Raw genomic sequence first — 12,354 nt, 5'->3', positions numbered from 1 at the left:
TCAATGATGATGATCCTCAATACCATCGTTCTTACATAGAATGGACTCGTCATGTAGATGCGTAGGATCTTCGGTTTGAATCGTTACATGACCGATACCCAAATGAACCAGCTTGTGTTCTGCATCTCGTAACAACTTCTGCGTGTCTTCTACGGTCATTTTCCCGTCCACGACCACATGACAGGACAATGCGTTTCTTCCGCTGGTTATTGTCCAAACATGCAAATCATGCACATGTTGAATACCCTGTACTGACGTAATGGCGTTCACGACTTTAGGAATTTCTACGCCCGATGGTGTACCTTCCATCAAAACACTGACGGTCTGTTTAACGATTTTCCAAGCTCCGCGCGCAATAAGCAGTGCGATGAGTACACTAAGAACTGGGTCAATGACGTACCAATGGGTGAACAGGATGATGATTCCGCCGACGATTACCCCAGCGGAAGCGGCGGCATCCCCAAGCATGTGTAGCACGGCACTTCTGACGTTGATGTTCTCTTCATGGCGCATGCCTAAACCAAGATACAAGTTCATCGCCAGTCCTACGCCCGCACTCACGAACATCCAAGTGGGAGTTACGTGTTCAGGGTGCTGGAAACGACTATATGCCTCCCACAAAATCCAAATCGTAATGAGGATGAGTGTGATTCCGTTAACGAAAGCCGCTAAAATACCCGCTCGGTAATACCCAAATGTCATACCTTCACTGGCGGGTTTCTCTGATTGCTTCATCGCATACCAGGAGAGTCCGATTGCCCCGATATCCGTCAGGACGTGCCCTGCGTCAGATAAGAGTGCCAAACTGTGTGATACCCAACCGCCCAGGACTTCCACAACAAGAATGATTAACGTCAACAAAAAGGCAAGTCTCATTCTTCCTGCTGGAGCGTGGGAATGAAAAACATTACCATGGTCGTGTGCATGTACGTGATTGTGTTCGCTCATTTTTTATCCACTTCTTCTTCATTTACATGGGATGAATGGTCAATTGCCATTTGTAAAAGCCCCATTGTGTGCGCGTCATCATGCCGATAGTAAATGGTGTTGCCATCTCGGCGGTTTTTGACCAGCCGTAAAGCCTTTAGATAGCGCAACTGGTGCGACACTGCTGATTGGGTCATACCAAGAACTTCGGCAAGATCACACACACATAGCTCCCGTTTCGATAAGTTATACAGAATGCGGATTCGCGTTGGGTCGGCAAGTGCCTTAAACGTCTCAGACACCCCTTCTACAACCGATTCGGTTAGGTCTTGTTCAGTACAATCGTCAATTGCCTCTTGATGAATGACATCACAACATGATTCTTGATTCATCTCTAACATCTTCGTCACCCCTATATGAACAAATACTCATATACTCATTATATACAAACGAACACTTGTGTGATACCAGGACATATCAAGCAAACGATCTATTCGTCTTAATTGTCGAGAATACTATACAATTTGAAAGAAGGGATGTAACGCGACATATTGTAGTGCGTCTATATATGTGAAAGGGTTTGAAACACATGAAAAAGATATTCTTGCTTGCCTTGCTCACTCTCTCTTTCCCTGGTTGCGGACAGGTACAGGCGGGAGGACAATCGCCACAGACACACACAACATCCGCAAGTTCCTGGGCGTATGAATTTAATCACATCTACAAAGTAACATCTGAGTCCGTAAAGACCGTGGGAAAGCAAATCGGGTCAGTAACAAACTATTCCGATGTTGAATCCACGCCCCAAACGGGAACCTTTTCAAACGCATTCCCCGTTGGGACAAAATTGCTCGCCATCCCAAATGTGCCGACCAGCACCGCCTTCGCTGTGCAGACCAAGAATGGTTACGTGAAAGCCGTAGATACAGGGGCATACGGACAAAAAAGCAACTCAACTAAGTAACGGTATCAGCCTGTGCCAAGCCCATGGAGCATTTACCATGACACAGTTGGTCGGATTTTAAAATATTCTTTTAACTCTTCCGCCGCCTCTCCCCGAATTCCAGCTTTCCTCACGATTCTCCACCACTGTAAGTCCAGACCCTCGCTTTCAATCTCCTGCATCGCCCATTTGATTCGCCGAATCTGAAAACCCTCAACGGTTTCCCTTACCGATTCCAAATATGATTTCGTCTACGACATCTGACTCACATGCTTTCCAGCAAGGACTAACCACCGACTCGCTTGGCGATCCTGGTGATTGGAATTCGCTCTGACTTTCCGCCGAACGCAAGAATCACCGTTACACTAAAAGATGTCTTCATGTTACAATCGATATCGTTATTCGATATCATATTTCGATAATGGAGTGAGTATCATCGAGGATCGAGTGCTTAGAAAGCTGTTCTTGGGGTTCATACAAATCCACATCTTGCACCACGCGAACATAGAACCCATTTACGGACTGTGGATGTTGGAAGAGCTTAGTCACCACGGATATAGCATGAGTGCTGGTACGCTCTATCCCCTGTTACACACCATGGAAAAGCAAGGCTTGTTACTCAGAGAAGATCGGCTTGTCGAAGGGAAAATCAGAAAATACTACAGCACCACACCCCTTGGAGCAGAAGTCCTTGTTGAAGCGAGAAACAAAGCATATGAACTGTTCAAAGAGATCAAAGATTAGGGAGCACATGGAGGGATAAGTGGTGTCCGTTGAAGCGGTTATTCTTGTAGTGATTGTTCTCGCATTTGCATGGAGTATCGGCGCGCACTACACGGGTGCATGCATGGGTATGCCTTATGGGTCGGGTTCAATCAAGCTCGTTCCAGCCCTCGTGCTGATGGCTATTCTGGCTCTTATCGGCGCAGTGTTTGCAAGTCACCGTGTCGAATCTACAGTAGGACTGAACATTGTGAGTGCATCTAAAGTGACGGTTGTTGGGGCATTGGTGATTATCATTGCGGCTTTTGTGTTGACCACCATATATACAGCGATAAAAATCCCCACTTCCACGATTCAAATTCTCGTGTTTTGCGTAGTTGGAATGGCTTTGGGTGCAGGTATTCAAGTCCATTGGCTAACTATCTTGAAGCTGGCAATTATTTGGGTAGTCGCACCACCGATTGCTTTCTTTCTTGGCTACCTATTCACTCATGGATTAGACCGCATTGTAGGGTTCAAACCGAGTCAGCGTGAAAAGCAAATGGCTGTCATTCGTACACTGAGCGTGATTCTTGTTACGGTCGGAGCGGTAGCTTCGTTTGTAATGGGAGCCAACGATGTATCTAACGCAACGGGAGTCTTTATCATGACACACCTGTTCAATGTATGGATTGCTGGTTTAATCGGTGGAATCGGGTTATTTATTGGTGTTCTTACGTGGGGTAAACCACTGTTGAAAAAAGTTGCGTTCGACGTTGTGCATGTAGACCTTTCGATGGCAAGTGCGGCGCAGTTGGTTCAGGCTGTTGTCGTGTTCTTAGCAGTCGCCTTCGGTTTCTTCACGTCAATGAATCAAGCTCTCGTTGGTGCTATGATGGGCGCAGGCATAGCGCGAGGAAATGGGACGATTCAGTGGAAGGCAATCTCAAATATTGTTAAGGGATGGATCATTGCCCCAATCTCAGGTATTGTCATTACGTTTTTGCTTGCGAAACTGTCTGGGATTTGGTTTACGCTTTAACGAACACATACAGTTGTTTGGAGGATAAACCATGACTGAATTCATAAAACCTGTTGATTTGCAGGAAAAGCTTAATTCGGATGATCGACCTTTAGTTATTGATGTTCGTTCGTCAGATGAATACAACGAAGGACATGTCCCAGGTGCCATCAACATATCGATTGATGACCTGCCTAATCGGCTCTCTGAAATACCAAAAGATCGACAGATTATCCCTTATTGCAACATGCGTCATCGCGGGAATTCACGCGGAGAACGAGCCGCCCAATACCTTCAAGAGAACGGCTTCAAAGCAATCGCCATTGACGGTGGATTCGTGGATTGGAACAAAACAGGTTTACCTGTCGAGCGTACATGAAAACGACCGATCACCCAATGAACCACGGGTCCTATACCCGTGGTTGTTTAGTATTCATAATGGGACAATGTATAGCACAGCCGTGCCATAACAACGATCACGTTAAAAAATTCCTTCGTCTTGTCTAACACTCAATCATGGCAACATCCACAACCGCATGCATCCTCTTTACCACGCGCTTCTTGTACTGCTTCCCAACCTTCTTTGACGACGTAATACACAAGTGCCAGTGCCGCGATAGCGTCAATCCACCACCAACCGAGCAATGCCGTTAATATCACACCCGCCAATAAAATCCACGACATATAAGCACATACCATACTACATGATCCATCTGAACGAAGTGCCTTACTGCCAATTTCAGAGCCAATGCGTTTTTTCGTCCGTGACAAATACGGCATGATAATCCCAGAAGCAATCGCCAAACCGATACCCGTGAAACTCGTTTCTGTTCCTTGGTGTGTAAAGAGCTTAACCAGGGACTCCACAACGATATAAACCGCCAGCAATAAGAGGGCAATCCCGACTACCCATGAAGATCTCTTCTCTGCCCGTTTCACCCGTGCAAGACTCGCCCCGCGTGCTTCAATGGTCAAACGCCATAACAATACACCGCCCGCGACAAGTTCAATGATGCTATCAGCACCAAAGGCTGTGAGTGCGATTGAATGTGCAACAATTCCTGATCCAATTGCCACTACAGCTTCAATCACCATCCAGATGATCGATACAATTTCGATATTTACACCTTTACGAACTGATGTCGTATGCAAACCAGCTTGAGCAGTAGCCACTATTTTCACCCCCGTTATTTATCGTGTACGCAGTAATTCACGCAATCAGCAATACGTTGTGTATTATCAGCCACGACTTCATCAGCAATATTCAACAATGTTAATATCTTTTCATCGGCTATACGGTAGTACACATGTCGCCACTCTTGGCGATTCAGCACCAATCCGCAATCCTTTAAACAAGCCAGGTGGTTAGATACGTTGCTTTGAGAAAGACCTGTTTCCTCGCTCAACATGCTGACGGTTTGTCTCCTTGGCGAAGTGCTAACAATAATGCCAAACGTGAAGGGTCAGCCAATCCGCGAAAGAACTTGGCTCGCACGGATAAAGCGGTGGCAATCGTCGCGTTCACGTTACTCACCTCACATCATCATTTCACCAATCAATGATATGAGGAATTGCCGATTAGGCAACAGGGTAACATCATTCACACACGTATTGATCTGTCCAAAATTCCACCCCAGGGCTCTCCTCATAACGGCAATTGCAATCACCAAAGTAACGCTCATACATCGACATGATCATATGGCACAACCCTTGAAAAGTAAATGACAATATGGTTATAATGTTTATAGGGGTGATTATATGGAGTTCGACCAACTTGCAGATGCATTGAAGGCCCTTGGAGATCCAACTCGTTTGAAGATTATCGCCATCCTTCAGACTCGTGACTGCTGTGTGTGTGAACTTGTTCCGATATTCGGGATTTCACAACCTGCCGTATCGAAACACATGAGTCGTTTAAAGAGTTCTGGTTTGGTCAAGGAGACACGCAAGGGAATGTGGGTGTTTTATTCCTTGAACCGTGATCGTTTGAATGAAATTGGGATATCTCTTATGAAATTACCCGACATGTCCGAAGAACTACGGCAACTTGAACAACAGGGCTTGCTCGTGCAGTGCGATTAAGGAGTGTGAAAGCACTTGGTCAAACGGTTAACTTTTCTTGACCGATACCTTACCATCTGGATTTTTGCGGCGATGGTATTTGGGATTGGTTTGGGTTATGTAGCCCCTCAATTCGTCAACGGACTAAATCACATGCAATTTGGAACCACATCTATTCCAATCGCCATTGGCTTAATCCTGATGATGTACCCGCCGCTTGCGAAAGTACGGTATGAAGAGATAGGTCAGGTATTTCGAAATGGCAAAATCTTAGGGCTTTCTCTCCTTCAGAACTGGGTTATTGGACCTGTTTTAATGTTCATTCTTGCCCTGGTGTTCCTTCGTGGATATCCAGAATACATGGTCGGTCTAATTATGATTGGGTTGGCGCGTTGTATCGCCATGGTCATTGTTTGGAACGACCTATCTAAGGGCAATGCGGAGTATGCGGCAGGTCTTGTTGCCTTTAACTCCATTTTTCAAGTTCTGTTTTATTCGGTTTATGCCTACATTTTCGTGACCGTCGTTCCAGATTGGCTCGGATTTCACAGTATGGTTATCCACATCACCATAGCTGAAGTGGCAAAGAGTGTCTTTATCTATTTAGGTATCCCGTTCTTGGCGGGCGCGATTACCCGTTATATCTTCGTCAAAACGAAGGGGCGTTCATGGTACGAGAAGAACTTCGTGCCGAAAATCAGCCCGATTACGCTGATTGCGCTGTTATTCACCATCATTGTCATGTTCTCGCTCAAAGGCTATTTGATTGTTCGTTTGCCATTAGATGTCGTTCGAATTGCCATCCCGCTTCTCATCTACTTTATCGTCATGTTCCTGGTCTCCTTTTTCATGGGCAAACGAGCGGGCGCAGATTACTCCGTGACGTGTACGCTGTCATTCACTGCGGCGAGTAACAACTTTGAACTTGCCATCGCAGTTGCCGTTGGTGTGTTTGGCATCAATTCAGGAGCCGCATTTGCCGCCGTCATCGGTCCTTTAGTGGAGGTGCCCGTGATGATTGCACTGGTGAACGTCGCACTCAAATTCCAAAAGCGATATTTTCAAAAGGCAACAACCTAAAGGGAGGAATTTCTCATGGCAAACAAACCGCTTATTTATTTCTTGTGTACGGGCAACTCATGTCGAAGCCAAATGGCAGAAGGTTGGGCAAGACATCTCGGTGGGGATAAGGTTGAGGTTTATAGTGCAGGCATTGAAACACACGGTCTCAATCCAAGAGCCGTCTCTGCCATGAAGGATGCAGGAGTGGACATCTCCCACCACACGTCCGATTTAATTGACCCTGAGATTCTGAACAAAGCCGACTATGTGATCACGCTTTGCGGCGATGCCAATGATAAATGTCCCGTCACTCCACCACATGTCCATCGCTTGCACTGGGGATTTGAAGACCCAGCTAAAGTAACGGGATCTGACGATGAAATTACCGCGAAGTTTCATGAAGTAAGGGATGCGATTAAAGAACGCATTGCGAAATTCTTAGAGGAGGAAATCAACCAATGACGATTAAACGAATGCACGTTGCCGTGAATTGCACCGATTTAGAGGCATCCTTGAAGTTCTACCGTGCCTTCTTTGGCGCAGAACCAACCAAGGTCAAGGATAACTACGCCAAATTTGAACTTGATGAGCCAGCCCTTCACTTTTCTTTGAATGTCCGTCCATTCGAGAAAAACGGCGTACTCAACCACTTGGGTTTTCAGGTCAACAATACCGAAGAAGTTTTAGAGATGGGCGAACGTCTGCGCCAAAACAACTTAGTTCTTATCGATGAGATGAATACAACCTGTTGTTACGCAGTCCAAGACAAAGTGTGGGTATATGACCCAGACGGAAACGCATGGGAGATTTTCTACACGAAAGAAGACAGCGAGTTTGAGAGTGCAGACGATGCCCGCCATAATCTTTCTCTTTGCTGTGCACCACCTGCACAACCGAGCTTTATTCAAATTGATATTCCCTCAAAAAGCAAGTAACGGGAGCGGATAAACATGCGACAAGTCGTTGTCATTGGAACGGGACCTGCGGGACTGACCGCCGCCATATATCTTGCGCGGGCAAACCTTAGACCGCTGGTCATTGAAGGAAATGAGCCAGGTGGTCAGCTAACACTTACTACTGAGGTCGAGAACTTCCCTGGTTTCCCAGATGGCATTATGGGTCCCGAACTGATGGAAAACATGCGGAAGCAAGCAGAAAAGTTCGGAGCAGAGTTTGTTCGTGGGTGGGTAAACAAAGTAGACCTTTCAGGGAATGTATTTAAACTTCAAGTCGATAGAACGGAGGAGTTGGAAACAAAGACCCTGATCATCTCAACAGGAGCCTCCGCGAAAATGCTTGGTATCCCAGGTGAGATCGAAAACGTGGGGCGCGGAGTCAGCACTTGCGCTACATGTGATGGATTCTTCTTTAGAGGGAAGAAAATCATTGTGGTCGGTGGTGGAGATTCAGCGATGGAAGAGGCAATCTTCTTGACGAAATTCGCGTCAGAAGTTCGCATCGTCCACCGCCGCAACGAACTGCGTGCATCGAAAATCATGCAGGAACGTGCACGCAACAATCCCAAAATCAGATGGAGCTTAGATTGCACGCCTGTCGAAGTCGTATCGGAAGGCAATCGCGTGACGGGGCTGAAAGTCCAGCACAACGAAACGGGTATTGCAGAGATTCTTGAGACGGACGGAATATTTGTTGCGATTGGGCACAAGCCCAATACCTCCTTTTTGAACGGTCAGATTGAAACCGACGACCTCGGATACATTGTCGTGAAACCTGGGACAACTGAAACCAATATTCCTGGTGTCTTTGCCTGCGGCGACGTACAAGATCACAAGTTTCGACAAGCCATTACCGCCGCTGGTTCAGGATGTATGGCGGCTTTAGAGTGTGAGCGGTATTTAGAGAACATTGGGGTACATGAAGGGAGTGCGGTATGATGCAGATCACAGACGCAGGAAAAAGATTTATCGATGGTTTGTTACAACAACATCAGTCAGAAGGTATTCGAGTCGTATTTGCTGGAGCAGGTTGTTGTGGACCAAAACTTGGCTTGTCACTCGATGAACCGCACGATGATGATATCGTCCAAATCATCAATGGCATCAAGGTCGCCATAGAAAACCGAGTGGTTCCGCATACACAAGCTGTTACGTTGGATTTCCAATGTACAGAAGCCAGCTCAGGACTTGTGCTGGTTGGACAAAACAATTGTTAGTTTTCGCCTTAATACAAATGCGCCTCGCTTAGTCGAGAAGAGGCGCATTTCATTTCGGGTATTTTACTCTTGGGCTTTCACTGCATACTTGAAGTCCTCGTAAGTAAATGGATTAGACCGTCTGCAGGATTTTCTGTAGCCCGAACATCACCTTTTTAGCAACATGACGAATACCCCAACCAAGCAAATCCCCGCGCCAATCCATTCGCTCAGATCAGGAATTTTCCTATCGACAAGCCAGCCCCAAAGTACAGCCATCACGATAAAGATACCACCGTAAGCGGCGTAAGTCTTACCAAACGAGAACTCCTGGCGAGTTGCAACTACCCCATACACAACCATAATAACTGCTCCCAGTATTCCAACCCAAAGTGGTTTCCCGTTCCGTAACCATTGCCAGATAAGATATCCCCCACCGATTTCGGCCAACCCCGCCACGACAAACAGAGCCATCGCTTTAAATAGCATAAAAATTCATACCCCTTGTTCTCATTTATGCCTATAACTATCAACACTCACCCCGCCTTCTCAACCTATCAAGTGACAACTACATCAGTAAACTATTGTGCTAACGTCCCAATTTTAGATCTGGAATGTAGTTCACGAAAGCTAATTAAGGAGACAAGTGCCCGATATCCAGAACTCTGACAATCAGTTTCGCAAGTTCCTTATTATTCCCGCCGAATCCTGCTCGCAACTGAACTTTGTAGACCATCACGCTCATCCCCTCACGCTCAAGCTCATCAATCGCCCACTTAATCTTTCTGATGCGATATGAGTTGATGTCTTCCGTGACCTGCTGGATAAATCGCCGAGTCCGCACGAGTTTTGGATTATCAAGCCATCTCCTTACACCAATTTCTTGGCGAATGGTTGCAGGTAACACGCGAATGGGTTTCCCTTCTCGATTCAATATAGACTCAACCGCCTGTTTTGCCAGAGTCAAACACTCTTCGTCTCTCTTCTCCCAGTCAATCACTGGGGAACGCTTCTTCCTTTTCCGAACCCGTGGCGTTACATGGTCGTACCAATCCCTGTCATGCTTATATATCCAGGTGTGTAGCCCTTTCCCAATCTCCTTGAGTTGACTTCGATTCAATCCTGGGTTCTCCTCGATAATCTTTAACCATGCCTTTCGCCGCTGTTCGAGATCAAACGAAGGGGCGTGGTTCACCCGTGCCATAATTTTGCCCGTTGCAGATTGTTCATGAAAAAATTCTTCTGCGCTGACCCCAAGAAACTGCAATACCAGAAGATGCCGTAGCGGGCTACGATTTTTACCGTTGTTTCGGACAAACAGCCGCAACCAGTTCGCTTTCTGGGTTACATTCACATCGCTTTGCATCAACGACAAATAATCAGAAGGATAAAAGCGAAGGAATTCATCTACAAAATCCTGGACGTAAATGAATCCCCTTTGCGAAGCAAACCCTCTCTCCCGTAACCGATCCACATAATAATCAACAATATTGTGGAGTTCCTTCTTCTTATAATCGCCACTCATCAAAAACATTGCATTTTGTATGTACGTCCGATTCAGTTCCTTGACCCTCTCTGCGTATGTATCATTTTCAACAACCGCATTACACACATCACTGTCAGCGCACCAATAGTCTGCATACTTCTCCGTTGATGGCACGATGGTACTTTTCAACAATACCCCATGTTTCGGGCAATACAGCACGCCAGGAACCTGATGAAGCCTGCGCCAAAAGCTTTCTCCGAACTCATCCATGTCTTCCGAGTAACACCTGGGGCAATACCGTAATCGATTATATGGTTTTACCTTCCCGCCGCTGAATCCTACAAGGTTCTCTATGCTCTTACCACAGCCTTTGACCATCATGCCATGGATACTGTCTGAACGTTCCTGAGAAAGAAACGAGGTATAAAATGGCAACATTGTATGATTCCATACCAGTTCATTGACCGTAACCTTCGAATAAGGGGGCAGGTTCTCCCGTAAACACTGGAGATACTGCGGGAAGAATATCGAGGTCAACATCTTACTCTCTCCGTACACGTCTTTCAAAAATGCTCTTCTGCTCACCATCCCGCACATGCGTTTATATCGTGCGAGGGCGGAGTAAAGCAACTCGTCGCTGTAGATTTGCGGGATAAAATTCATCATAGCTTGCCACCCTCTGTCCATACTTTCATGTCGTCAATGTATCCCTCACGCTCCAGAACGATCTCAGGGGCAACATCTTCTTGCTTCGCTACCCGAAAACATCTCCTCAAATCCCCATCCCTATAATCAACGCTTCTCTTTGGTTTCTCCAAAATTGGTGTTGGTTTAGATGGGATGGTTACTTTCATTTCCTTTTTCACACTGTTTGTCCTTTTTTGAACTGGCGGTTTGGGATGTGATGATGATGCCCGTTCCTTCGCATCCAGTATTCTCAGGTCATCAAATTGGGCAATTTTATAAGGATTCCCCGTCTTCAACGCATCGAGCATGGGTTTCATCAGCCTGAAGTGATCTTTGGCAACTCTTCGTATGATTTCTGGAGTAATCATCTCGAAGCCACGCTCAATAGAGAACTGTTGGGCATAGAGGTAAAGCTTGATCACCAAATCCGATATCCCCTGTGTTTCTTCAAATATTGCCGAAACCAGTTCATTGGATAGCGGTGTATAGTCCCTCAACCACTGGTAACGCCAGATCCCCTCCAAAAACAAGCGAAACGTTTGGTCGTTTTTCATGGCATTCCATAAGATTTCCTTATTACCTGTTAGCCGACGTGCGATACGAAATTCACCTTCAAAGAGTGCATACGAGGAAGGGGTGCCTATAAGCAAAATGCTGAGTCCCCCGTTTATCAGCGACACAAGAAAATCAACGAGTTGACTACCGCCACGTTTGGAGAGGAATTGCGATTCATCCAGAACTAAAAGTCCCAGCCCGACGTTCCTGCTGGATTGTGCAATGTAGGGAACCATTGCATCGACCGAAAGGTTCCTGGAGACAAGTTTCTTCAGATTATTCGTACCTAAGATTTCATCCAACTTGGTAAAATACTGCAGGCACAGTGCCTTTACACTCGAATTGTATGGGGTTTCTAATTTCATCCACACCAATTGAATCTGATCGAAATGCTGTTGCTCATACTCGTTGTGAATGATAACCTGCGGAATGTGGCTGAGAACGCGATTTACTGTGGTGGTCTTCCCCATCCCCGAAACCCCGATGAGGGTGCCAGCGCAAGCAGTCGAACGGTAGTTAAGGGTCGTGTGCACGTTGTATTTCCGTTCGATAATCTGTTTACCCGTGCTGGACACAAATTGCTTATAGGTCGCGTCAAATGGGTTCCTTGACACGTAGCTCTGGATTAAAAGCGAATGTATAAGCTCCCACACTTGGACATTGATGGGGAGTGGTGTATACACATCGAATAAGCGTTGAAGCAAATGAACCCGAATTTCAGCAGGTAACATTCGTTCACTGGCATTAAAGCGCGGCAT

18 protein-coding genes are annotated in these 12,354 nt (G+C 46.2%); 10 read left to right on the top strand and 8 right to left on the bottom strand.

Annotated features, from left to right (window positions below; genetic code table 11):
• The gene (locus BUA75_RS02375; RefSeq protein ID WP_072872989.1) at positions 1-948 is read right to left on the bottom strand and encodes a cation diffusion facilitator family transporter; all 948 of its coding nucleotides are present in this window, start codon (positions 946-948) and stop codon (positions 1-3) included.
• Entirely contained in the window at positions 945-1,328 is a 384-nt protein-coding gene (locus BUA75_RS02370; RefSeq protein WP_072872988.1) for an ArsR/SmtB family transcription factor, read from the bottom strand. The genes BUA75_RS02375 and BUA75_RS02370 overlap by 4 nt, the downstream gene beginning before the upstream one ends.
• A gap of 188 nt (positions 1,329-1,516) precedes the next feature.
• Here BUA75_RS02370 and BUA75_RS02365 point away from each other — a divergent pair, with 188 nt between their 5' ends.
• The 4 genes from BUA75_RS02365 to BUA75_RS02345 all read left to right on the top strand — a co-directional run bounded on the left by BUA75_RS02365 (position 1,517) and on the right by BUA75_RS02345 (position 3,972).
• A complete protein-coding gene (locus BUA75_RS02365; protein WP_072872987.1) occupies positions 1,517-1,891 on the top strand; it encodes a hypothetical protein in 375 nt (124 codons plus the stop codon).
• A gap of 414 nt (positions 1,892-2,305) precedes the next feature.
• The gene (locus tag BUA75_RS02355) at positions 2,306-2,614 is read left to right on the top strand and encodes a PadR family transcriptional regulator (protein WP_072873085.1); all 309 of its coding nucleotides are present in this window, start codon (positions 2,306-2,308) and stop codon (positions 2,612-2,614) included.
• Positions 2,615-2,636: 22 nt separating this feature from the next.
• A complete protein-coding gene (locus BUA75_RS02350) occupies positions 2,637-3,614 on the top strand; it encodes an inorganic phosphate transporter (RefSeq protein WP_072872985.1) in 978 nt (325 codons plus the stop codon).
• A 31-nt stretch (positions 3,615-3,645) separates the two neighbouring features.
• Positions 3,646-3,972, top strand: coding sequence for a rhodanese-like domain-containing protein (locus BUA75_RS02345; RefSeq protein ID WP_072872984.1), 327 nt, complete (start codon positions 3,646-3,648; stop codon positions 3,970-3,972).
• A 131-nt stretch (positions 3,973-4,103) separates the two neighbouring features.
• Here the strand turns inward: BUA75_RS02345 and BUA75_RS02340 are convergent, their stop codons facing one another.
• From BUA75_RS02340 to BUA75_RS16355, 3 genes are read right to left on the bottom strand one after another with little or no spacing between them, the layout of a single operon-like run.
• Positions 4,104-4,766, bottom strand: a complete 663-nt coding sequence (locus tag BUA75_RS02340; RefSeq protein ID WP_242650229.1) for a cation diffusion facilitator family transporter — start codon at positions 4,764-4,766, stop codon at positions 4,104-4,106.
• A 14-nt stretch (positions 4,767-4,780) separates the two neighbouring features.
• On the bottom strand, positions 4,781-5,002 hold the full coding sequence (locus BUA75_RS16050) for an ArsR/SmtB family transcription factor (RefSeq protein ID WP_207549685.1): 222 nt from the start codon (positions 5,000-5,002) through the stop codon (positions 4,781-4,783).
• Positions 4,996-5,118, bottom strand: coding sequence for a hypothetical protein (locus BUA75_RS16355; RefSeq protein WP_278247828.1), 123 nt, complete (start codon positions 5,116-5,118; stop codon positions 4,996-4,998). Before BUA75_RS16355 ends, BUA75_RS16050 begins: the two co-directional genes overlap by 7 nt.
• A 233-nt stretch (positions 5,119-5,351) precedes the next feature.
• Between BUA75_RS16355 and BUA75_RS02330 the strand changes: the two genes are divergently transcribed.
• From BUA75_RS02330 to BUA75_RS02305, 6 genes are read left to right on the top strand one after another with little or no spacing between them, the layout of a single operon-like run.
• Positions 5,352-5,675 carry an ArsR/SmtB family transcription factor gene (locus BUA75_RS02330; protein ID WP_072872983.1) on the top strand — a complete coding sequence of 108 codons (324 nt, stop codon included), beginning with the start codon at positions 5,352-5,354 and terminating at the stop codon, positions 5,673-5,675.
• Positions 5,676-5,690: 15 nt separating this feature from the next.
• Entirely contained in the window at positions 5,691-6,734 is a 1,044-nt protein-coding gene (arsB, locus tag BUA75_RS02325) for an ACR3 family arsenite efflux transporter (protein ID WP_072872982.1), read from the top strand.
• A gap of 15 nt (positions 6,735-6,749) precedes the next feature.
• Positions 6,750-7,178 carry an arsenate reductase (thioredoxin) gene (arsC, locus tag BUA75_RS02320; protein ID WP_072872981.1) on the top strand — a complete coding sequence of 143 codons (429 nt, stop codon included), beginning with the start codon at positions 6,750-6,752 and terminating at the stop codon, positions 7,176-7,178.
• Entirely contained in the window at positions 7,175-7,651 is a 477-nt protein-coding gene (locus tag BUA75_RS02315; protein WP_072872980.1) for an ArsI/CadI family heavy metal resistance metalloenzyme, read from the top strand. The genes arsC and BUA75_RS02315 overlap by 4 nt, the downstream gene beginning before the upstream one ends.
• A 15-nt stretch (positions 7,652-7,666) precedes the next feature.
• Positions 7,667-8,611 (top strand): thioredoxin-disulfide reductase, encoded by a 945-nt coding sequence (gene trxB / locus BUA75_RS02310; protein ID WP_072872979.1) that lies wholly within the window; start codon positions 7,667-7,669, stop codon positions 8,609-8,611.
• Entirely contained in the window at positions 8,611-8,889 is a 279-nt protein-coding gene (locus BUA75_RS02305; RefSeq protein WP_072872978.1) for a hypothetical protein, read from the top strand. The genes trxB and BUA75_RS02305 overlap by 1 nt, the downstream gene beginning before the upstream one ends.
• A gap of 147 nt (positions 8,890-9,036) precedes the next feature.
• On the opposite strand, the gene BUA75_RS02300 is transcribed toward BUA75_RS02305, so the two are convergent.
• The 3 genes from BUA75_RS02300 to BUA75_RS02290 all read right to left on the bottom strand — a co-directional run bounded on the left by BUA75_RS02300 (position 9,037) and on the right by BUA75_RS02290 (position 12,300).
• A complete protein-coding gene (locus BUA75_RS02300; protein WP_072872977.1) occupies positions 9,037-9,357 on the bottom strand; it encodes a YnfA family protein in 321 nt (106 codons plus the stop codon).
• Between the two features lie 145 nt (positions 9,358-9,502).
• The gene (locus tag BUA75_RS02295; RefSeq protein WP_278247831.1) at positions 9,503-11,017 is read right to left on the bottom strand and encodes a TnsD family Tn7-like transposition protein; all 1,515 of its coding nucleotides are present in this window, start codon (positions 11,015-11,017) and stop codon (positions 9,503-9,505) included.
• Entirely contained in the window at positions 11,017-12,300 is a 1,284-nt protein-coding gene (locus BUA75_RS02290) for an ATP-binding protein (protein ID WP_207549684.1), read from the bottom strand. Before BUA75_RS02290 ends, BUA75_RS02295 begins: the two co-directional genes overlap by 1 nt.
• Positions 12,301-12,354 lie beyond the last annotated feature (54 nt).

This window comes from Alicyclobacillus tolerans (assembly GCF_900142255.1).
GTDB classification, from domain to species: Bacteria; Bacillota; Bacilli; order Alicyclobacillales; family Alicyclobacillaceae; genus Alicyclobacillus_I; species Alicyclobacillus_I tolerans.
Note: the sequence above shows the minus strand (reverse complement) of the source record. Positions and strands in the feature narration are given on the sequence as shown.

What these genes read in the sequence shown, in the direction of transcription:
- BUA75_RS02315 (WP_072872980.1), top strand. Translation starts at nt 7,175, where the DNA reads ATGACGATTAAACGAATGCACGTTGCCGTGAATTGCACCGATTTAGAG.
- BUA75_RS02305 (WP_072872978.1), top strand. Translation starts at nt 8,611, where the DNA reads ATGCAGATCACAGACGCAGGAAAAAGATTTATCGATGGTTTGTTACAA.
- BUA75_RS02300 (WP_072872977.1), bottom strand. Translation starts at nt 9,357, where the DNA reads ATGCTATTTAAAGCGATGGCTCTGTTTGTCGTGGCGGGGTTGGCCGAA.
- BUA75_RS16050 (WP_207549685.1), bottom strand. Translation starts at nt 5,002, where the DNA reads ATGTTGAGCGAGGAAACAGGTCTTTCTCAAAGCAACGTATCTAACCAC.
- BUA75_RS02330 (WP_072872983.1), top strand. Translation starts at nt 5,352, where the DNA reads ATGGAGTTCGACCAACTTGCAGATGCATTGAAGGCCCTTGGAGATCCA.
- BUA75_RS02295 (WP_278247831.1), bottom strand. Translation starts at nt 11,017, where the DNA reads ATGAATTTTATCCCGCAAATCTACAGCGACGAGTTGCTTTACTCCGCC.
- BUA75_RS02345 (WP_072872984.1), top strand. Translation starts at nt 3,646, where the DNA reads ATGACTGAATTCATAAAACCTGTTGATTTGCAGGAAAAGCTTAATTCG.
- BUA75_RS02365 (WP_072872987.1), top strand. Translation starts at nt 1,517, where the DNA reads ATGAAAAAGATATTCTTGCTTGCCTTGCTCACTCTCTCTTTCCCTGGT.
- arsC (WP_072872981.1), top strand. Translation starts at nt 6,750, where the DNA reads ATGGCAAACAAACCGCTTATTTATTTCTTGTGTACGGGCAACTCATGT.
- trxB (WP_072872979.1), top strand. Translation starts at nt 7,667, where the DNA reads ATGCGACAAGTCGTTGTCATTGGAACGGGACCTGCGGGACTGACCGCC.
- BUA75_RS02375 (WP_072872989.1), bottom strand. Translation starts at nt 948, where the DNA reads ATGAGCGAACACAATCACGTACATGCACACGACCATGGTAATGTTTTT.
- BUA75_RS02370 (WP_072872988.1), bottom strand. Translation starts at nt 1,328, where the DNA reads ATGTTAGAGATGAATCAAGAATCATGTTGTGATGTCATTCATCAAGAG.